Genomic DNA, 18,621 nt, shown 5'->3' on the forward strand with positions numbered 1-18,621 from the left:
GTACCGATCGCCTCCGAGATTGGCCGTCAAGCGCCATTGTGAGCAACCGTTGTACGATTACGCCCCTCCGCCCGATTCGCAACGAAACCAATCCGTGAAGAAATCCACCACCGTGATCCTGGCCGGCCTGACCATGGTCGGCCCGCTCGCCATCGACACCTACCTCCCTTCCTTCCATGCCATCGGCCAGGATTTCGCCGTCAGCGACCTGCTGGTGCAGCAGACCCTGAGCGTGTTCCTGTTCTCCTTCGCCTTTCTCATGCTGTTCTACGGCACGCTGTCGGACTCCTTCGGGCGCCGGCCGATCATCCTCGGCTCGCTCGCGATCTACACCGTCGCCAGCGTCGGCGCCGCGCTGGCGCCGAGCTTCGGCTGGCTGCTTGCCTTTCGCTGCGTCCAGGGCCTGGCCGCCGGCGGCGGCGCCGTCATCAGCCGCGCCGTCGTGCGCGACCGGGCCAGCGGCGCCGAAGCACAGCAGGTGCTGGCCTACATGATGATGGTGTTCGGCCTGGCGCCGGCTATAGCGCCTATCCTCGGCGGCTGGCTGCATGTCACGCTGGGCTGGCGCTCGGTGTTCTGGTTCCTCGCCGCCTTCGGCTTGCTGATGCTGATCACCTGCTACCGCGCGCTGCCGGAAAGCCTGCCTGCGTCGTCACGCCATGCCTTTCATCCGGGCCTGATCGCGGCGAACTACTGGAAGGTGCTGCGCAATGCGCGCTTCCTGCTGCTGGCGGTATCGATCGGTGTTGCCTTCAGCGGTTTCGGCTTGTACATCGGCTCGGCGGCCAACTTCGTCATCAAGATCCTCGGCCTGTCCGAGACGGCATTCGGATGGATGTTCATTCCGCTCATCAGCGGCATGACGATAGGCTCGGCATTGGCGGCCCGCATCGCGCGCAAGGTGGCGCCGACCCGGATGATCGCTGTCGGCTATGCAGTGATGGTGGTCGCCGCCCTGGCCAACGTCGGTTACAACTACGCCTTCAAGGCGGCGGTGCCTTGGGCGGTGCTGCCGCTGATGCTGTATGCCTTCGGACTGGCGCTCGCCACGCCCACGCTGACCGTGCTGGCGCTGGATGTGTTTCCGGATAACCGCGGCCTCGCGGCGTCGCTGCAGTCCTTCATCCAGATGCTGCTGTTCGCGCTGGTGTCCGGCACCGTCGCGCCGCTGTTGTTCGAAAGCGCCTTCAAGCTTGCCTGCGGCGTGCTCGCGGGACTGGTTCTGAGCATCGTCTGCGCGCTGCTGGCCCGGCGCCTGCGGCGCGCCTGAGTGCTTGTCGCCCGCGAACGACGCCGGCGCGGCGTCCGCCGCCGCTTCCGTGTGACGCTTGGTTTTCCTCAATGAAGGAAATGCAATCGCCTTCCATCGTTGAGAAAAACGATGGCAGCAGCCAACAGGGAGCTCCTCTCAGCCATCAGATCTCATGGCGCGAGACTTTCGAAGACTCACCTCGGCAACTCTTAGCGCGCACCCGCCTGCGGCAGATCAGGACGCGGGATTCGCCTGCATGCCGAATCCCGCGTTTTCCCGCTTCCTTTCTTCCTGTCTTCCGACTGTTTGCCGCTTGCCTTGCGTGGCATCTGCCATCGACGATAAGCGGCCCTCGGTCGGTGGTCCCCGCCTCGCTTTGCCTTTCCCTCTTTCCGCAATCGTCACCCGCCGATTTGCAACAAGCCGTTAATCCTTTCACGCATTTGCGGTTCGTCCTTACAACTTGAAACATGTCGGCGAAGAAGTCTTGCGCCGGATCATCTGCACTTGCGTGCGCGCTGACAGAATCAAGCCATCGGACCAAAGTAAAACAATGTTTCGCACAGTGAAACAACAGTTCCGGCACTTGGGATTCAAGTGCGCCAGACTCTTCCGGCGAAGCAGGGCAGGACAAGTCGGCAGGGACAACTTCAATGCAGCATTTACGAGGAGACGTCGTGAAGAAACGCCAGAATCGTCACAGCAAACCCATGCTCATCGCCAGCGCCGCCATGGCCGTGCTCGCCGGCTGCGGCGGCAGCCCGCAGGACGGCGCCAGTGCAGGCGCTTCGCGCCAGCTGGCCGACGGCACGTTCAGCCTGCTGTCGCCATTGGCGCCTGCCAGCGATCTCGGCGGCGCCGACACGCCGCAGCCGGATTACAGCAGCCAGTCGCTGTACAGCGGCCCCGGCCCGCGCCCCGGACCGGATCTCCTGTATGCTGCGCCGCCACGCGCACCGCAACTCGAGAACGCCGGCATCTGGAAAGCCCGGCCCATCCTCGTCTCCGGCGCCAGCGCCTACCGGCGCGGCGAATTCCTCTACCAGGATTTCCTGTATGACGACCGCGGCGCCAAGGCCTTGCCCGACCCGGCCGATCCGCGCGTGAAGGCCGAGACCTTCTCCGGCGGCAGCGGCACCTATACCTACCCGAGCGATCCAGCCTTTGCCAACAATGCCGCCGACATCGTCGAGCTGCGCATCAAGCCGCAATCCACCCATACCGCCTTCCGGCTGACGATGAACAGCCTGCTCGATCCGGCCAGGCTGGCCTTCACCATTGCCATCGGCGACTCGGCCGCGCCGCGGCCCTTCCCGTTCGGCGCCAACGTCTCGGCGCCGGCGCGCTTCTTCCTCACCGTGCATGGCAGCGAAGCGGTGCTCACCGATGCCGCCACCGGAGCGGCCATCACGCCAGCGCCGGCCGTCAGCATCGATCTGGAACGGCGCCAGATCCAGGTGAATGTGCCGACCGCCGCCTGGAACCCCGGCAAGGGCGTCGTGCGCATCGCCGCCGGCGCCGGTCTTTGGGATGCCGCCAACAACCGCTACCTGCTGCCGACGCCGACCGCATCGGCCAGCCAGCCCGGCGGCGCCGGCCAATTGCTTGCACCGCCTGCCTTCTTCAACGTCGCCTTCCGGTTCAACGAGCCGGATGCCTACTGGCGCGAGCAGGCCCAGTCGCAAGCCTTGGCCAGCGGCGACATCAGCGCCTTCTACGCCAACGTCGATTTCGGCAAGCTGGCAGCCAACGTCAATGACGACATGCCGGGGCAGCCGCAAGGCGTGCCGCAGTCCGGACCGATCAACCGCATCTTCGCCAGCCACGTGGAAACGAAACAGGGCGTGGACTTCAGCGTCGATTGCGGCAGCGCGCCGACCTGCAAGGGCGAGTACCGCGGACAGCTGCAGCCTTACACACTTTACCTGCCGACCAAGCCGAAGCCTGCGGGCGGCTATGGCCTGACGCTGCTCCTGCATTCGCTCGGCGGCAACCACAACCAGTACTTCGCTTCGAAGAATCAGTCGCAGCTCGGCGAGCGCGGCCAGGGCCATCTCGTCGCCACCGCCCTCGGGCGCGGGCCGGATGGCTGGTATGTGGAAGATGCGGCCGCCGATACCTTCGAGATGTGGGCCGACATCGCGCGCAACTATCCGCTCAATGCCGACATGACCTCGATCAGCGGCTACTCCATGGGCGGCCATGCCACCTACAAATTCGGCACTCGCTATCCGGACCTGTTCGCCAAGGCCCATGCGGTGGTGGGGCCGCCGGCCCTCGGCATCTGGGCGCCGCCGGCCGAACCGACCGGCGGCGACGCGACCAACACCTATCATTTGCTGCCGGGCCTGCGCAACATCCCGATCATGATGTGGGTACAGGCCACCGATGAACTGGTGCCGTATGTCGGCACCAAGGCGCAAGCGCAGCGGCTGGACGACCTCGGCTACCGCTATCGCTTCGACACCTTCACCACCGGCGATCATCTGGCGCTGGCGCTCAATGACGAGTTCCAGGGCAGTGCCGACTTCCTCGGCGACGCCATCGTCAACCGCAACCCGGCGCACGTGACCTACGTGGCCAACCCGGCGATGGACGTGCCTTCGCGCGGCCTGGTGGGCAACCATGCGTACTGGCTGTCGAAGATCGCGGTGCGCGATACCGGCGCCGGCGCCCCGCGCGGCAGCATCGACGCGATCTCCCGCGCCTTCGGCGAGGGCGATCCGGTCGCCTCGCCCACCGGCAGCGGCGCCGGCGTCATCACCGGCAAGCTCGGCGCGCAGGCTTACGTCAGCCAGTACAAGACGTGGAGCCTGCCGACGGCGACCGCAGCTGCGGACCGGCTGGATATCGTCGCCCGCAATGTGTCGAGCGTGACGGTGAACGTGCAGCGCGCCAAGCTGAGCTGCAATGCGGCGCTGGTGGTGGATACGGACGGGCCGCTGACGGTGGAGCTGGAGGGGTGCGGTCGGCAGGTGAGGTATTGAGGGGCTGATTGTGAGGGAGGGCGTAGCAGGGGTTTCGCGACGCATGCGTCGTGCCTGCGAAGCCGGTTGCGCTTGCAAGCGCAACCGTGGGTGAGGTTCAAAGCCTGACTACCCAGTCCCCTCCCCTTCAAGGGGAGGGTTAGGGTGGGGATGGGTTTCTGTAGCGCTTAAAGAACGTTCTTTAAATGCGGAAGAAACCCAACCTCAGCCACAGCAGCGCCTGCAGGCGCAATCGTGGAAAGGCAGGGGTTTCGCGATGCACCGCTCCGCCCCTGCGCAGCCGGTTGCGCTTGCAGGCGCTGTTGTGGATGAGGGGAGTTTCTGCCGTGACTGGAGAATATTCTTTAATTGCGAAGGAGACCCATCCCCACCCTAACCCTCCCCTTGAAGGGGAGGGGATTCTGTAGTCAGGCTTTGAACCTCACCCACGGTCAGGCTTGCAAGCCTGACCGGCTCCGCAGGCGCAACGCATGCGTTGCGAAACCCCTGCCTTTCCACGGTTGCGCTTGCAAGCGCAACCGGCTTCGCAGGCGCAACGCATGCGTTGCGAAACCCCTGCCTTTCCACGGTTGCGCTTGCAAGCGCAACCGGCTTCGCAGGCGCAACGCATGCGTTGCGAAACCCCTGCCTTTCCACGGTTGCGCTTGCAAGCGCAACCGGCTTCGCAGGCGCAACGCATGCGTTGCGAAACCCCTGCCTTTCCACGGTTGCGCTTGCAAGCGCAACCGGCTTCGCAGGCGCAACGCATGCGTTGCGAAACCCCTGCTACGCCCCCTCTACAACGGCGTGGCTTCCAGCTGCCGTGCCAGCTCGATCAACCGCGGCCGCACCTGATCCAGCAAAAACTTCTTCGACAGACTGGTCGCCGGCCCCCCGCAGTTCAGCGCCATGGATGGAATCGTGCCGCTGGTGCGGAAGGCCACGGCGATGGCGTTCACTTCCTTCTGCCACTCGCCGAAGGAAGTCGTGCAGCCATACGCCTTGTAGTCCTGGCCGCCCCGGGTGATCCCTTGTCGGATCGCGGTGCTCGCCTTCGCATCCTGCTCGGCGGCGAGCCGGAGGACCGCGTCGCGTTCTTCCTTCGTTGCGCAGGCGAGCCAGGCCCGGCCCATGGCGCTGGTGGCGAGGGAGACGCGCGATCCCACCTGCAGCGTCAGTGCCAGGGTGGCGCTGCTGCGCGCCACCTCCGTGTAAATCATCGACAGCCGGTCGCGCACGCCCAGCGCCACCGTGGCGCCGGAGAATTCACTGAGCTGATGCATCAGCGGACGCGCAAACTGGCGAATGTCCATGCGCGCCAGCATGGTGCTGCCCAGGGCGAGCGCCGCCGTGCCGAGGGCGAAGCCGGTCTCGGTCGGCACCAGGAAGCCGCGCTGGCTGAGGGTATGGACGATGCGGGTCACCGTCGACTTCGGCAGGCCGCAACGTTCGGCAATCTGCAGGTTGGAGAGGGAGCGATCGGCGCTGCGGAAGCAGGACAGCACATCGAGGCCGCGCGCCAGCGCGGTAATGAAGTAACGGTCTTCGGCAGCGCCGGATTCTGCTTCGTCAGCGTGCTCCGGGTCGTCTGCGATGGGGCGGCGGGTCATCGTCGGATGGGTCTCCATGGCGGCGCACGGCGGCGCCGGTGTGTCGGCAAGGTTTCCTGGCCGACTCTACAGGATGTGCGAATGGACGGCAAACGCTGTGAGCCCATGCATGAAGCCAATCGGCAGCGGTGCCATGAGGTGCGCGCTCGCGGGCAAGGCGGCTCGCGCACCGCTTAGCGGCTGCGTTGATCGCCGGCGAACGCGGCCAGCAGGCCCAGGCCGAGGAAGATGGCGCCGCCAAGCCGGCGACCGATGCGCGTCAGCCGCGGCGCCATCATCCCGGCAGCGATCGCATAGCAGGCATCGGTGAGCGCGGCGATGGCGACGAACGCCATGCCGAGCGTAAGGATGGGCATGACGCCCTGCGCCTGCGGCGCCAGGAACTGCGGCAGGAAGGCGGCGAAGAAAATCGTGGTCTTGGGATTGAAGAGCGCCACCACGACCCCGTCGCGGAAGACGTCCAATGGCGATGCCGGCGCCGGCGGCGATGCGCCGGCGACATCCACGCGCGACAGGAGCATGCGCAGGCCGAGCCAGACGAGATAGAGCGCGCCGGCGAGCCTGACCAGGGTGAATGCGGCACTCGAGACGGCGAACAGCGCCGCCAGCCCGAACGAAGCAGCCAGCGCATTGGCGAGATTGGCAAGCGCCACGCCGGCCGCCGATGCCAGGCCGGAGGCCCTGCCCTGCACCAGGCTTCGGGTCACGATGTAGAGCACGCCGGGCCCAGGCATGACGGCAAGCAGCAGGCTGGCCAGCAGGAAGCCGGACAGCAGCGGCCAGGGTGGCAATATGGCATCCATCGACTCACCTCCTCGAAAACGGCCGGTCGGCAGACGGCAGGCGTGCCGCATCAACCGCCCATCAACTCCCCATCAAGCGCGCCGTCGCCGCACGCGCCTGCGACGCCAGCCGCCAGATATCCACGCCGGGAATGTAGTCATCCTCGACGATCATCCTGCCGCCGACGAACAGGTTCCTCAAGCGAGGCCGGCCGCCCGACGCGACCGGACCGATGGCCGGGTCGTGCAGGCCGAAGTAGCGCGGGTCGTCCAGCGACCAGATCGCCAGGTCGGCGGCGCAGCCGGGACGCAGACCGTCCAGCGCTTCCAGCCCCAGCACCCGGGCGCCGCCGGTCGTTCCCCACCGTACCACATCCTCCACCGAAGCGGCATCCGCCCCGCCCTCGAAGCTTCCGCCGCGATGGGCGGCCTGCGCCTGCTGGCCGACGCGGGCGCGCTGCAGCAGCCAGGCGGCATGGGTTTCCGAGATCATGTCGGCCGCTTCATTGGAAGCCGCGCCGTCGACCCCGATCGACACCGGCACGCCGGCCGCCTCCAGCTCGCGGATGGGCGCGATGCCGCTGCCCAGCCGGCCGTTGCTCTGCGGGCAGTGGGCAATGCCGGTGCCGGTGCGGCCGAGCAGGTTGATTTCCTCCGGATCGAGCTTTACCAGGTGGGCAAACCAGACGTCCGGCCCGAGCCAGCCATGTTCGCCGACGAATTCCACCGGCCGGCAGCCATGGCTGGCATGGGCGGCGTTCTGGTACTCCACCGTTTCCGAGAGATGGCTGTGCAGGCGGATGCCGAGCTTGCGCGCCACGGCGGCCGTTTCCCGCAGCTGCGCCGGCGACATGGAGTAAAGCGCGGTGGTCGGCGCCATCACGATCCGGCGCATCGCATCCGGCGCCGGGTCGTGATACCGCTGCACCAGCCGCTCCATGTCGGCGAGGTAGCCCTCCAGGGTCTCGGCGCGCAGCGAGGCCGGCAAGTCGGCTTCCAGCTGCCGGGTCTGGGTGGCGCCGCCGCGGCACAGGATGAAGCGCAGGCCGAGCGCTTCCGCCTCCTCGAACAGGATGGCGGAGGTGTCGTAGGGCATGCCGGGGTAGTACAGGTAATTGTGGTCGGCGACGGTGCCGCAGCCGGAGCGAACCAGTTCCACCAGGCCGATGCGCACCGCGACCCGGAACAGGTCCTCGTCGAACTTGGGCCGGTAGCGGTAGGGCGTGGCGCCGAGCCAAGGCGTGAGCGAAAGATTGATGCCGCCCGGATCGCCCTTGAGCAGCGACTGGAACAGGTGATGGTGGGTGTTGACCCAGGACGGATAGATCACGCAGTCGGTGGCGTCGACGACGCGCTCGCCGGGTTCCGGCAGCAGCCTGCCGATGGCGGAGATGACGCCGTTCGCCACCCGCAGGTCGGGGCCGGGATGGCGCGCCTGCGCGCCCGGCAGACCGGTCATGATGGCGGCCGCGTTGCGGATCAGGAAGGAAGTGTCTTTCATGGATTCGTCTTGTCGTGACGTTGCATGGGCGCGGACCGCGAAGCTGCCGGATTATTCCAGCTCGCTCTCGTGCCAGCTGGAGAGGCAGGCGCGCGACAGCGCCACCATCAGCGCGAACAGCAGCACGCCGGTGACGGTGATCATCAGCAGCGCCGCGAACAGGCGCGGGATATTGAGCTCGAAGCCGGCCTGCAGGATCTGGTAGGCCAGGCCGGTGCTGGTGCCGCCGGTGCCGGCGACGAACTCCGCCACCACCGCGCCGATCAGCGACAGGCCGCTGGAGATGCGCAGGCCGCCGAAGAAGCTGGGCAGCGCGCTCGGGATGCGCAGCCGCACCAGGATCTGCCAGCGGCTGGCGCGGTTCAGCCTGAACAGGTTCAGCAGGCTGGGCTGCACGCTGCGCAGGCCGAGCACGGTGTTGGAGATGATGGGGAACAGCGCCATCATGGTGGCGCACAGCGTGAGCGCGATCACCGGCGTCTTGACCCAGATGATGATCAGCGGGGCGATGGCGACGATGGGCGTGACCTGCAGCAGGATGGCATACGGAAACAGCGCCGCCTCCAGCACGCGGCTCTGCACGAACAGGAAGGCGACCGCCACGCCGATCACCACCGCCAGCGCGAAGGCGAGGAAGGTGATGCGCAGCGTGGTCAGCAGCGCGCCGAACAGCAGCGCCCAGTCGGCCACCAGGGTCCTGAAGATCGCCGCCGGCGACGGCACCAGATAGACCGGCACATCCAGCACCGTGCACAGCATCTGCCACAGCAGCAGCAGCAGCGCGCCCACCGCCATCGGCGCCAGCACCGCCTGCATCCGCGGCGACGCCAGCAGGGGCTTGCGCAGCGCCGCCGCCTTCTGCGCCGGCGTGACTTTCATCGGAATGTTCATTGCGCGACTCATGGTTTTCCTTTCAATCGAACTGATGCTGGTTGGCTTCCACCAGCAGATCGGACAGCTGCTTGCAATGGCCGATGAACTGCGGCGAGACGCGGAAGTCCTCGCTCCGTTCCAGCGGCCCGTCGATCGGCACGTCGGCGATCACCCGTCCGGGCCGGGCCGCCATCACCACCACCCGCGACGACAGGTAAACCGCCTCGTAGATGCTGTGGGTGACGAACACCACGGTGAGGTCGCGTTGCAGCCACAGCTGGCGCAGGTCGGCATCGAGCTTGTTGCGGGTGAATTCGTCCAGCGCGCCGAAGGGTTCGTCCATCAGCAGCACGTTCGGCTCGGTGGCCAGCGCCCGGGCGATGGAGGCGCGCATCTGCATGCCGCCCGACAGCTCGCGCGGATAGGCGTGGCCGAACCTGCCGAGGCCGACCAGCGACAGCGCCTGCTCCACCCGGGCGTCGCTCGCCTCGCGCGGCACCCCGGCCAGGTCCAGCGGCAGGCGCACGTTGTCCGCCACCCTGGCCCAGGGCATCAGGGTGGCTTCCTGGAACACCATGGCCAGGGTGCGCCCAGGCGTGTTCACGGTGGCCATGCCGCCGCCCCACCACCGCACCTGGCCAGCGGACGGCTGCTCCAGGCCGGCGAACATCTTCAGCAGCGTGCTCTTGCCGCAGCCCGACGGACCGAGCAGCGACACGAATTCGCCGCGCCCGATCTCCAGCTTGACGCGATCCAGCGCCCGCGTGCCGTTGGGATAGGTTTTTTCGACCTGGTTGGCGAGCAGCACCGCATCCCCGCTGCCGGGATCGGATGGCGGCTGCGTCCGACTGACTTCTGCATGTTTCATCTTGGCTCCTTCGCGCTGTCCGGTTGCATCGAGGCTGTCCGCTCAGGCCGCGGCCGGCGGATTGAACACCTCTTCCTCGCCATGGCGGCGGAGCAGCTCGAACAGCATGCGCCGCATCAGCAGGCCGGGCTTGTCCGACTCCATGTGCACCTCCGCCTTGCGCCGGATGTCGACGCTGGCATCGTGATCGGTGGCTTCGAGGATGTCGCGGTCTTCGTCGGTGATCGGCCTGTCCCAATCGATCAGCTCCTGGGTCGAGCAGCTCGCCTCGTCGTCGTTGCGGTACAGCCATTGCGCCAGCATGATGGTCTTGTCGTCGATCGGCGTGGCGCAGTTGTAGATGATGTGGTGCCGTCCCGATGCCGGATAAACGCAGCCGAAGCGGCGCGAGAACGGCAGGTACCAGCGGTTGATGAGATGGCGCTCGGTGACCGGATCGGTAGTGCCGGTGACCCGGAAGCTGGCCGGCGGGTTCCTGATCGGCACGTGGGTTTCCGCTTCGAAGCCCCAGTCGTTCGGCCGGAACTCATACTTCGACGGCACCGGGTTGTCGATCATGCCGAAGTTCGACTTGTGCACGAAGCTGAAGTGGGAATTGTCGAAGGAGTTTTCCATCACCCGCAGCGGGCTGGTGTTCCACTTCTCGTAGAACTGCAGGATGCGGCGGTACGCGGGATCGCCTTCCTCCGGGAAGTCGGGAATCGGCTGCAGCGGCTCGTCCAGCGCCACCCAGACATAGCCATAGCGTTCCTGGCAGCGGTAGGCGGCGACGCGGGCGCCGTCGGGGATGGCGCCGGTGCGGGATTGCGGGATGCGCACGCAGGCGCCATTCAGGTCGTAGGTCCAGCCGTGGTAGCCGCAGACGATGTTGCCGTTCTCGACGAAGCCCTTGGACAGCTTGGCGGTGCGGTGGCAGCAGCGGTCCTGCAGCGCGGCCGGCTTGCCGTCCCCGCCCTTCCACAGGACGAGTTTCTCGCCCAGCAGGGTGAAGGGCTTGGGGCCGTCGTCCAGCATCGACATCGGCATCAGCGCATACCAGAACCTGCGCAGGACTTTTTGTTGGGTGACGAGCATGAGGGGTACTCCACTATTGCGGCTTGCGCCAGGGGCCGGCGCGCCAACACGGTCGCCTTCGCCCCGCCGGGCCGGCCGCCATGCCGGGCGGCCCGGGAAAAAGTTGAATCGGATTTACGGCATGACCTTCAGGTCTTTCACGAACTGGGTGGTGAAGGCCTTGTGCCAGTCGGTCTCGGGCTTCAGCAGGCCCTGGGCCACCATGAAGTCATAGGTCTTCTTCCAGCGCGCTTCGGTCATGATGCCGATGCCGGCCTTGGCGGCATCGCCGCCGCCGGTGAAGTTGAACTCCCTCAGCTTGTCGATGGCATAGGCGATCTGGTCATCCTTCATGTTCGGGTTGTCCTGCTTGATCAGCGCGTTGGCGGGCGCCGGATCGGCAAGGTAGCTTTTCCAGCCTTCCATCGAGGCGCGCACGAAGCGGGCCACCATGTCGGGCTTCTCCTTCACCGTCTTGTCCATCGCGACGATGGTGGTGCCGTAGGGCGGATAGCCGTCGCTGGCGAACAGGTAGAAGTTGGCCTTCACGCCCGCCTTCATCGCCTGGAACAGCTCCGACGAGGGATAGGCCTGCTGCGCGAGACTGGCATCGGCCATGAAAGGCTGCAGGTTGAAGGTGTAGGGCCGGGACTGGGCTTCGCTCAGGCCGTATTTCGCTTTCAGCCAGGGCCACCAGGTGGTGCGTCCGGAAGTGGATACCAGCACGGTCTTGCCGTTCTTCAGGTCGGCCAGTCCCTTCACGTCCTCATGCGTCATCATGCCCTGCAGGTCGGTCTGGAAGCTGGCGGCGACGGTGGTCACCGGCAGGCCCTGCTCCACGCTCTTCAATACCTGCAGGTCGTAGCCCATCAGGAAATCGGCCTGGCCGCTGGTGAGCAGCTGCATGCCATTGACCTGCGGGCCGCCCATCTTGATGGTGACGTCCAGGCCATGCTTCTGATAGATGCCCTTCGCCACCGCCTGGTAGAAGCCGCCGTGCTCGGCCTGCGCATACCAGGAGGTGAGGAAGGTGACCTTGTCGGCGGCGAACGCGCCGGCGCTGGCAGCGGCGGCGACGCAGAAGGCGATGCCGCGGGTGAGGCGGGTTAGACGCGTGGAGCGGAATGCGAGAGTCTTGTCTTTCATGGCTGGGCTCACTGGTTGAGGGAAACGGGAAGGAAGGCGGCCGCGCGCATGCCGCCGGTGAAGGCGGTGTCGATGCGAAGGCTGCGGAAGGATGAAACCGGAAAGCGCGCCGGCGTCGGCGGAAGCTGAAGGCGGATGTCGTGCGGCATGGCGTTTCCTCTCTTGATGTCTGAAGGATCAGAGGTCAATCGTCCTGCGAGGGACGCGCGGACCACCGGGTCCGCGAGAGCAATGCCCCACATCCTGGCCGGTGTTCGGAGACCACCGGCGGCGGATGCTAGCCGCTTATACTCAGGCTTCCATTCAGCAAGCGGCATGCCAGCGTCACGCGCCTCTTTTGCCTGCGCCGTGCACGACAATGAACCAGCGGCGGCACCAAACTGGCGCCCGCATCGGCTGCCATGAGCCTAAACAGGGAGCGACATCGCATTTCCCCGGGTTGATGCCTGCCGTTATCGGCCGGCCGGCCATGCAATCAAATCCCCCTGCGGCGTGAACGAAACGTCAATCGCACCATCGGATATCTACGATCGGCGCGGCAGCGGGCCGCGCTCCGGAGAGTCAAGTCATGGCGCTGCCGCCGGCCGCCCTCGCGCCGCGGCAATGCCTCGCACAAAAGGAGATGGCAATGCAGATGGTTTCGGAAGTCATGACCCGTAATGTCCAGTTCGTCTCGCCGGAGGAGACGGTGCGCCGCGCGGCGGAGATGATGGACGACCTGAATGTCGGCGCGCTGCCGGTATGCGATGGCGACCGCCTGGTCGGCATGGTCACCGACCGCGACATCACGGTGCGGGTGACCTCGGCGGGCATCGCGCCGGACGACGCCACGGTGGACGACGTGATGAGCACCGACGTGCGCTGGTGCTTCGAGGACCAGCCGCTGGATGAAGTGATGCAGCAGATGTCGGACACCCAGATCCGCCGGGTGCCGGTGGTGAGCCACGACGAGGCCCATCGCCTGGTCGGCATCGTCTCGCTGGGCGACATCGCCACCAAGGCCGGCACCCAGGGCCAGGTGGAACAGGTGGTGGAACGGGTATCGTTCCCAGCGGCGCCGGATCTCAGCGGCCAGCAGCCACAGCAGCCTCCGGCGCCGGGCGAGGTTCGCATGTCGGACGTGGGCACCGCCACTGGCCTGGCCGGTTCGGACATGCTGGACGACCGCCTCGACCCGGACGTGGAGAACATCTCCACCGCCGACCCGAGCGACCTGGTGGAAGTCACGCCGAACGAACTGGTGAACCGCAACGCGCCCGGCAGCAAGGCGCTCAACGTCAAGCGCGCCGGGGATGCCAATGGCACGCCGGTCGTGCGGCATGTGCAGGGCAATGCGGGCGACACCACCAGCGGCGAGAGCGGCGCGCCGGCCGGCACCGATGCCACCGGCGTGAGCGGCGCGTCGGGCGGTGGCGCCGGCACTTCCGGCTCGCCGGGCACCGGCATCGGCGCGGGGCGCTGACGCCGGCGATCTGCTGCATCGGCGCCACTGATTGCTCCGTGCCGATGCGGCGCTTGCGCTGCCACAAACGCAAAGCCCGACCTCGCTCAAGCCCTGGCGCCGCTCCCCGCGATACAGTCACTTTGCGCACAGTCGCATCACAAAAGAAAGCACTTCGGGGAGAACAGCTTGGAACAGGCCACCCACTTGGACCATGGACCGTCGCGGCGTACCTACCTGATGCTGGCTTTCTTCAAGCTGGTTGCGGCCGCCTATATCGCCGGCTTTGCCGCGTTGGCGATGGCGGCGATGCGCTATTTCAAACTCCCCTGGATATACTGCCTGCCGGCCACTGCCGCCCTGCTCCTGCTGAAATTCCGCTGGAACCACTCCATCCCGCTGCTGCTGATCCGCCTGCCTTTTCCGCGGCGTCGCTAACTACTTTTGGTTAAGATACTGGGCTCTTACCGCCTGGGCCGGAGCTTCGCGCTACCCAAAAAACCAAGCGCCGCGCCGGTTTTCCGATGGGCCACCATTGACGAATGGTATGAATAAAGATGCAAAAAATATCCATCAAAGTTGAAACTTTTGCAATGTAACCAATTCTAAAAAGTACTCTTTATTACCCTCGAGTACTTCGATGAATGCCGTCTTCACCTGCTCCGTCGATGATGGCCATCCGGCCGATCTGAAAACCGCGACCCTGCTCGACAAGCACGGCCTGGCGGCCACCTTCTACATTCCCATCAACAACCGGGAAGGGTCGCCGGTGATGGGGGCGAAGCAGCTGCGCCAGCTCGGGAAGGGATTCGAGATCGGCTCGCACACGCGCGACCATCGCTATCTTAAGAACATCAGCGCCCGCGACGCCTACGATCAGGTAATGGATGGCAAGAAAGCGCTGGAAGACATGCTGGGCCATGGCGTGAGCGGCTTCTGCTATCCCGGCGGGAAGTTCTCGCGGCGCGATGAGAAGCTGGTGGAGGCGTGCGGCTTCGGCTATGCGCGCACCACCGCCAATCTCTGCTTCTCCAAGGGCAAGGCCGCCTACCGGATGCCCACCACGGTCCAGTTCTTTCCGCACGAGGCGTCCGCCTATCTGCGCGGCTACGTCGAGACCGGCGGCTGGCATGCGCGCCAGGATGGATTGCGCATCGCCCTCCAGCACCAGGACTGGACCGACCGCCTGTTCGCCATGTTCGACCATGCCTGTGAACACGGCGGCGTGTTTCATCTATGGATGCATTCGGAGGAAATCGATGAACTCGGTCTGTGGAAGCAGCTCGACGGCTTCTTCGCCTACGTCAGCGCGCGCCTGGAGGACGGCGCCAGCCTGACCAACCTGCAGCTCTCGCAGCTCGGCTGATGTCGTCTCGCCTCCGCGAGGCGGACGCTCAGTAGAGGCTGTGCTTCAACGCGAGCGCGCGCTACGCATAGGCTCTACCGCCTGCTTCACCTGCTTGTCGCCATTGGCGGCGCCTCGGCATGACAGCGTCGCCTGATCGCTCCGCTCACCCGGATGCGCGACGCCATTGATGATGCGCTCGTCGCTCCACTCGCCCGAAAACACGGACAGGATGGTGTGCGCCGATTCCTGTGAGTTTTATTGAAGCAGCTGCGCAGCCCTTCGCGGATATCGCCGCTGGCCCGCTCGTCCGGCGCATGGAAACGACGGACGAGCGATGGAATTCATGGGCCCGCCGGCCGGTCAGACCATTCCCGACGCCGGCTACCGCGGCAGAAAATTTTGGAGAAAAGCATGCAAATGAGCGGCAACACCATCCTCGTCACCGGCGGTTCCTCGGGCATCGGCCTGGCGCTTGCCGTCCGCTTTCTCGCCAGCGGCAACGAGGTCATCGTTTGCGGCCGCCGGGAAGCCGCGCTCAAGGCGGTATGCGACAGGCACCCGGGGCTGCGCTATGTGGTCAGCGATACCGGCAAGGCAGCCGAGCGAGAAGCGCTGGCGCGGCGGGTGACGGCGGAACATCCGCAGCTCAACGTGCTGATCAACAATGCCGGCATCCAGCGCAAGGTCAGCCTGCTGCAGCCCGAATCGTGGACGGACACCGGCGCCGAGATTGACGTCAATCTCGGCGGGCCCATCCATCTCTCGATGCTGCTGGCGCCGCATCTCAGGCGGCAGTCGCAGGCGCATATCGTCAATGTGAGTTCCGGCCTCGCCTTCGCGCCGCTGGCGCCGATGCCGGTGTACTGCGCCACCAAGGCGGCGCTGCACTCCTTCACCCAGTCGCTGCGCTGGCAATTGCGCGAAACCTCGGTGCGGGTGACGGAAGTCATTCCGCCGGCGGTGAAGACCAATCTTGGCGGCGCGCACGACTTCGGCGTGGAGCTGGATGAGTTCGCGGAGGCGATCATGCGCCAGCTCGAAGCCGGCGCGGAGGAAGCGAGCTTCGGCAGCGCCGACGCAAGGCGGAAGGCGTCGCGCGCAGAACTGGACGAGGCTTTCCTGCAGATGAATGAAGCCATACGCCGGGCGCGCAGCGGCAGTTGAGCGTCCGGCATCGGATGGATGGGACCGGATCAGGCGCTCAGGGCCAGGGGGCCGGATCGACGTCGCGGAACTGCGGCCCGCCCGCCGCCGGGTCGGGCGGCGGCTCTTCCTGCCGCAGATGCTCCGGCGGCTCGCCGGCCCGGGCGAAGTGCTCGCGCATTGGTGCAAAATCGACCGCCGTCAGCGGCCGCTGGCGGTCCGGCCAATTGTCCACCGCCCAATGCGTGAGTTCATCGAAGCGCCGCAACAGCTCGCTTCGGAAGGCATCGATCTCTTCCCGCGACGTCATGATCATCCTTTGATGCAAGAGCGCGCCTGCCGGCAGGCAGGCGCAGTGCCGGTCGGATCAGGAGTGGCCGTAGGGGATCTCGCCGTCAGGAAACTGGCCGTTCGTATACTTGCCGCCGCCGGACACCTTGCTGCGCGCGCTGGCCATCAAGCCCTGGGCACGGCTGCCGAGGTCGCGCGACGTGCTGGAGACGCTGTTGGCGGCGCTGCGCAGCTTGTCGTTGGCCATGGCGCGGCGGCGGCGTCCCTGATCCGGGTCGGCGAGGAACATCGTCAGCGCGCCGACGGCGGCGCCGGCGATCATCCACAGCTCGCGGTTCAGGGCGCGCTGCAGGGAGTTGGAATCGAGTGAATCGGCGGCGTCCGAAAGACGGGAGCGGGCCTCGGAAGAGTAGCTCGATCCGGTATCGGCGAAGCGCGAGCCGGCATCGGCAACCCGGGAACCGGCATCGGAAAGCCTCGACTTGGCATCGTTGAGCTTCGATTGGGCGGTATCGGTCCAGTCCTGCACGCGGCTGCTCATGTCGCTCTTGGCGCTATCCAGATAATCGCTGGCGCCGGCGACGGCGTCATTGAACTTGTCCGCGACCATGGCCCGGCGGCGCGGGCCGCGCTCCGGATCGGCCATGAACATGATCGCGGCGCCGGCGGCGAGGCCGCCGATGAGCCAGGCGGCGGCCGAAATGGTGTTCTCGTTGCTGCGGTCCATCATCTGCTCCTTTTTCAGGTTCTTGAAGTCAAGACACTCGGACGGAGTGCCGGTGCAAATCCGTCAATAAGTGATTGGCTGCAAGGCAAAAGGTTCCGGCAAACGACCCGCCCGTCCATTCACATCAAGACCGCTGGCGGGGTGGAGGCAACGCCGGCCAAATGGCCTTACTTGAGCATCGACGAACGCGAAGCGACGAGGGAAATGATGATCGACAGCACGCCGATGAAGCCGATGGTGGCCTGCATGCCGAGGTGGTCGGCCATGGCGCCCACCACCGGCGGACCGGCGAGGCCGCCGACGTTGGACATGGTGGCCACGCCGGCCAGCGCCATCGGGCCTTCCTTGCCCACCGCGCTCAGGATGAAGGGAAACACCAGCGACAGGCCGATGCCCGACAGGCCGAAGCCCACCAGCGCCACATGCGGATTCGGCGCGAACACCGAGAGGAACAGGCCGATGGCGGACAGGCCGGCGCCGAGGGTGATGAGGCGGCGCGCGCCATGGCGGGCCTTGAGGCGGTCGCCCACGAGCCGCGACAGCAGCATCATCACGGTGAAGGTGGACAGGGCCAGCGGCGCAAAGCCGTCGCTGACGCCGAAATGCTCCTTCAGGTACACGCCGCTCCAGTCGGCGATGCTGTTCTCCGACATCGCGGCGCAGAAGCCGAGCAGGCCGAGCAGCACCAGACGGCCGCCCGGCAGCGCGAATTTGCGCTTCGCGATGGCAGGGCTTTGCTCGGCGCCGCGGTCCTCCGGCAGCAGCTGGAAGCCGATCCAGAGCAGCAGCGCGATCGGCAGCACGATGCGGATGAAGTGGGCGGCGGGTTCGATCTGCTGCGAGGCGGCGTAGCTGCCGATCAGCGCGCCGATCAGAGAGCCCGCGCAGCCGCAGGCATGCAGCAGCGACATCTCGGACTTGCCGGTCGCCTTCTCGTGCCTGCTGGCGACGGAATTGACGGCGACCCCGAAGCAGCCGCCGCAGATGCCGAGCATCAGCACCGCCAGCATCAGCGCCGGCACGGTCGGCGCCAAACCGATCGCCGGCAGCACGACGCACAGCGCAAGGCCTGCGGCCAGCAGCGCCCGACGGCCGCCGAGGCGGGACATCATCCAGCCGGCGAAGGGATGCGACAGCACGCCGCCGAGGCCGCCGGACAGCAGCACATAGGAAAGGGTGGTGTGGGAAATCTGCAGGCCTTCCTGCAGCGCCGGAATGCGGCCGGCCCAGGAACCCATCAGCAGGCCGAACAGCGCGAATTGCAGGGGCAGCGCCAGCATGCGCAGGCGGGCATCGAAACCATTCAAAGAGAGGCTGGCACGGAGTCGGTAAACAGTATCCATCAGTATCCTCAGGCAATATTTCTTTTAGGAATAGCCTCTGATGCCTACTCCGGAGAAATAGTTTCCCGAGAGAAGATTGATTTCCCTATTTCAATTGGTGATATCTGGTATGAGGTCGGACGTGGTCGGGATGGCAAGAACCGCCCGCCGGCAAGGCGGTTTTTCCCTGGCGGAGATACGGAAGAAGGGCGGGCAAAGAACGCCTTGCCGGCGCGGCATGGCAACGACGCGCCGTGGAGGACGGGACGCCGGACAAAACGAAAGCGGCCCGCAGGCC

17 protein-coding genes are annotated in these 18,621 nt (G+C 66.1%); 6 read left to right on the forward strand and 11 right to left on the reverse strand.

Annotated elements, in window-relative coordinates:
- Nucleotides 1–94 precede the first annotated feature (94 nt).
- Together CHB88_RS12605 and CHB88_RS12610 are read left to right on the forward strand one after the other, a co-directional pair.
- Nucleotides 95–1,270, forward strand: a complete 1,176-nt coding sequence (locus CHB88_RS12605) for a multidrug effflux MFS transporter (RefSeq protein WP_281255017.1) — start codon at nt 95–97, stop codon at nt 1,268–1,270.
- Between the two features lie 659 nt (nt 1,271–1,929).
- Complete coding sequence (locus CHB88_RS12610) at nt 1,930–4,239, forward strand: alpha/beta hydrolase-fold protein (RefSeq protein ID WP_176442446.1); 2,310 nt, start codon at nt 1,930–1,932, stop codon at nt 4,237–4,239.
- 776 nt (nt 4,240–5,015) lie between these two features.
- Here CHB88_RS12610 and CHB88_RS12615 read toward each other — a convergent pair.
- From CHB88_RS12615 to CHB88_RS25160, 8 genes are all read right to left on the reverse strand, one after another.
- Nucleotides 5,016–5,828 carry an IclR family transcriptional regulator gene (locus tag CHB88_RS12615; protein ID WP_089399769.1) on the reverse strand — a complete coding sequence of 271 codons (813 nt, stop codon included), beginning with the start codon at nt 5,826–5,828 and terminating at the stop codon, nt 5,016–5,018.
- Between the two features lie 173 nt (nt 5,829–6,001).
- Nucleotides 6,002–6,631, reverse strand: a complete 630-nt coding sequence (locus CHB88_RS12620) for a LysE family translocator (protein WP_089399690.1) — start codon at nt 6,629–6,631, stop codon at nt 6,002–6,004.
- 61 nt (nt 6,632–6,692) lie between these two features.
- A complete protein-coding gene (locus CHB88_RS12625; RefSeq protein ID WP_089399691.1) occupies nt 6,693–8,111 on the reverse strand; it encodes an amidohydrolase family protein in 1,419 nt (472 codons plus the stop codon).
- A gap of 51 nt (nt 8,112–8,162) precedes the next feature.
- Nucleotides 8,163–8,927, reverse strand: a complete 765-nt coding sequence (locus CHB88_RS12630) for an ABC transporter permease (protein WP_089399770.1) — start codon at nt 8,925–8,927, stop codon at nt 8,163–8,165.
- Nucleotides 8,928–9,024: 97 nt separating this feature from the next.
- Nucleotides 9,025–9,852, reverse strand: a complete 828-nt coding sequence (locus CHB88_RS12635) for an ABC transporter ATP-binding protein (RefSeq protein ID WP_089399692.1) — start codon at nt 9,850–9,852, stop codon at nt 9,025–9,027.
- Nucleotides 9,853–9,894: 42 nt separating this feature from the next.
- A complete protein-coding gene (locus CHB88_RS12640) occupies nt 9,895–10,926 on the reverse strand; it encodes an aromatic ring-hydroxylating dioxygenase subunit alpha (RefSeq protein WP_089399693.1) in 1,032 nt (343 codons plus the stop codon).
- Nucleotides 10,927–11,040: 114 nt separating this feature from the next.
- A complete protein-coding gene (locus tag CHB88_RS12645) occupies nt 11,041–12,051 on the reverse strand; it encodes an ABC transporter substrate-binding protein (RefSeq protein WP_089399694.1) in 1,011 nt (336 codons plus the stop codon).
- Between the two features lie 8 nt (nt 12,052–12,059).
- Nucleotides 12,060–12,200 carry a hypothetical protein gene (locus CHB88_RS25160; protein WP_176442447.1) on the reverse strand — a complete coding sequence of 47 codons (141 nt, stop codon included), beginning with the start codon at nt 12,198–12,200 and terminating at the stop codon, nt 12,060–12,062.
- A gap of 479 nt (nt 12,201–12,679) precedes the next feature.
- Between CHB88_RS25160 and CHB88_RS25990 the strand changes: the two genes are divergently transcribed.
- The 4 genes from CHB88_RS25990 (at nt 12,680) to CHB88_RS12665 (ending at nt 16,004) form a co-directional block, all read left to right on the forward strand.
- A complete protein-coding gene (locus tag CHB88_RS25990) occupies nt 12,680–13,513 on the forward strand; it encodes a CBS domain-containing protein (RefSeq protein ID WP_176442448.1) in 834 nt (277 codons plus the stop codon).
- A gap of 168 nt (nt 13,514–13,681) precedes the next feature.
- Nucleotides 13,682–13,930 (forward strand): hypothetical protein, encoded by a 249-nt coding sequence (locus tag CHB88_RS12655; RefSeq protein WP_143131244.1) that lies wholly within the window; start codon nt 13,682–13,684, stop codon nt 13,928–13,930.
- 202 nt (nt 13,931–14,132) lie between these two features.
- Nucleotides 14,133–14,858, forward strand: a complete 726-nt coding sequence (locus tag CHB88_RS12660) for a polysaccharide deacetylase family protein (protein ID WP_089399696.1) — start codon at nt 14,133–14,135, stop codon at nt 14,856–14,858.
- 393 nt (nt 14,859–15,251) lie between these two features.
- On the forward strand, nt 15,252–16,004 hold the full coding sequence (locus CHB88_RS12665; protein WP_089399697.1) for an SDR family oxidoreductase: 753 nt from the start codon (nt 15,252–15,254) through the stop codon (nt 16,002–16,004).
- A 37-nt stretch (nt 16,005–16,041) separates the two neighbouring features.
- Here the strand turns inward: CHB88_RS12665 and CHB88_RS12670 are convergent, their stop codons facing one another.
- The 3 genes from CHB88_RS12670 to CHB88_RS12680 form a co-directional block, all read right to left on the reverse strand.
- Entirely contained in the window at nt 16,042–16,293 is a 252-nt protein-coding gene (locus CHB88_RS12670; protein ID WP_143131245.1) for a hypothetical protein, read from the reverse strand.
- Nucleotides 16,294–16,350: 57 nt separating this feature from the next.
- A complete protein-coding gene (locus CHB88_RS24460; protein ID WP_143131246.1) occupies nt 16,351–17,004 on the reverse strand; it encodes a YtxH domain-containing protein in 654 nt (217 codons plus the stop codon).
- Between the two features lie 164 nt (nt 17,005–17,168).
- Nucleotides 17,169–18,344 carry an MFS transporter gene (locus CHB88_RS12680; RefSeq protein ID WP_245844945.1) on the reverse strand — a complete coding sequence of 392 codons (1,176 nt, stop codon included), beginning with the start codon at nt 18,342–18,344 and terminating at the stop codon, nt 17,169–17,171.
- Nucleotides 18,345–18,621: the final 277 nt, after the last annotated feature.

Source organism: Noviherbaspirillum humi (genome assembly GCF_900188095.1).
In the GTDB taxonomy this organism is placed as follows: Bacteria; Pseudomonadota; Gammaproteobacteria; order Burkholderiales; family Burkholderiaceae_D; genus Noviherbaspirillum; species Noviherbaspirillum humi.

Coding starts and splice junctions, on each gene's coding strand:
- CHB88_RS25160 (WP_176442447.1), bottom strand. CDS start 12,200: ATGCCGCACGACATCCGCCTTCAGCTTCCGCCGACGCCGGCGCGCTTT.
- CHB88_RS12635 (WP_089399692.1), bottom strand. CDS start 9,852: ATGAAACATGCAGAAGTCAGTCGGACGCAGCCGCCATCCGATCCCGGC.
- CHB88_RS12625 (WP_089399691.1), bottom strand. CDS start 8,111: ATGAAAGACACTTCCTTCCTGATCCGCAACGCGGCCGCCATCATGACC.
- CHB88_RS12680 (WP_245844945.1), bottom strand. CDS start 18,344: ATGGATACTGTTTACCGACTCCGTGCCAGCCTCTCTTTGAATGGTTTC.
- CHB88_RS12630 (WP_089399770.1), bottom strand. CDS start 8,927: ATGCAGGCGGTGCTGGCGCCGATGGCGGTGGGCGCGCTGCTGCTGCTG.
- CHB88_RS12660 (WP_089399696.1), top strand. CDS start 14,133: ATGAATGCCGTCTTCACCTGCTCCGTCGATGATGGCCATCCGGCCGAT.
- CHB88_RS12620 (WP_089399690.1), bottom strand. CDS start 6,631: ATGGATGCCATATTGCCACCCTGGCCGCTGCTGTCCGGCTTCCTGCTG.
- CHB88_RS24460 (WP_143131246.1), bottom strand. CDS start 17,004: ATGATGGACCGCAGCAACGAGAACACCATTTCGGCCGCCGCCTGGCTC.
- CHB88_RS12645 (WP_089399694.1), bottom strand. CDS start 12,051: ATGAAAGACAAGACTCTCGCATTCCGCTCCACGCGTCTAACCCGCCTC.
- CHB88_RS12640 (WP_089399693.1), bottom strand. CDS start 10,926: ATGCTCGTCACCCAACAAAAAGTCCTGCGCAGGTTCTGGTATGCGCTG.
- CHB88_RS12665 (WP_089399697.1), top strand. CDS start 15,252: ATGCAAATGAGCGGCAACACCATCCTCGTCACCGGCGGTTCCTCGGGC.
- CHB88_RS12670 (WP_143131245.1), bottom strand. CDS start 16,293: ATGACGTCGCGGGAAGAGATCGATGCCTTCCGAAGCGAGCTGTTGCGG.
- CHB88_RS12615 (WP_089399769.1), bottom strand. CDS start 5,828: ATGACCCGCCGCCCCATCGCAGACGACCCGGAGCACGCTGACGAAGCA.
- CHB88_RS25990 (WP_176442448.1), top strand. CDS start 12,680: ATGCAGATGGTTTCGGAAGTCATGACCCGTAATGTCCAGTTCGTCTCG.